This window comes from Pseudoalteromonas sp. 120-MNA-CIBAN-0494 (assembly GCF_040308885.1).
Classification (GTDB): domain Bacteria; phylum Pseudomonadota; class Gammaproteobacteria; order Enterobacterales; family Alteromonadaceae; genus Pseudoalteromonas; species Pseudoalteromonas nigrifaciens.
Map to the genome: position 1 here is coordinate 1 of NZ_JBEOOE010000194.1, position 253 is coordinate 253.

At 35.6% G+C, this 253-nt stretch carries 1 protein-coding gene; it reads left to right on the top strand.

Annotated features, from left to right (window positions below; translation table 11 throughout):
• The coding region (locus AAEY55_RS18495; RefSeq protein WP_350552729.1) for a transposase at window positions 1-194 on the top strand (194 nt) is incomplete at its 5' end.
• Window positions 195-253 lie beyond the last annotated feature (59 nt).

A 253-nucleotide genomic window follows, 5' to 3' on the forward strand; every position in this document is an offset into this window, starting at 1 on the left:
CCATTTATACAACGAATGCAATTGAGTCGCTCAACAGCGTTATTCGCCGAGAGATTAAAAAGCGTAAGATATTTACAAATGAAGACTCTGCGAGAAAAATTATTTATTTGGCAATAAAAGAGGCATCTAAAAAATGGACGATGCAAATTCGAGACTGGCGAAATGCAATGAGTCGTTTTATAATTGAATTTTAGGAACGACTCAGCAAGCATATTTAAAATCTAAAAACGCGCAGTTACACAGAATCCGTTAC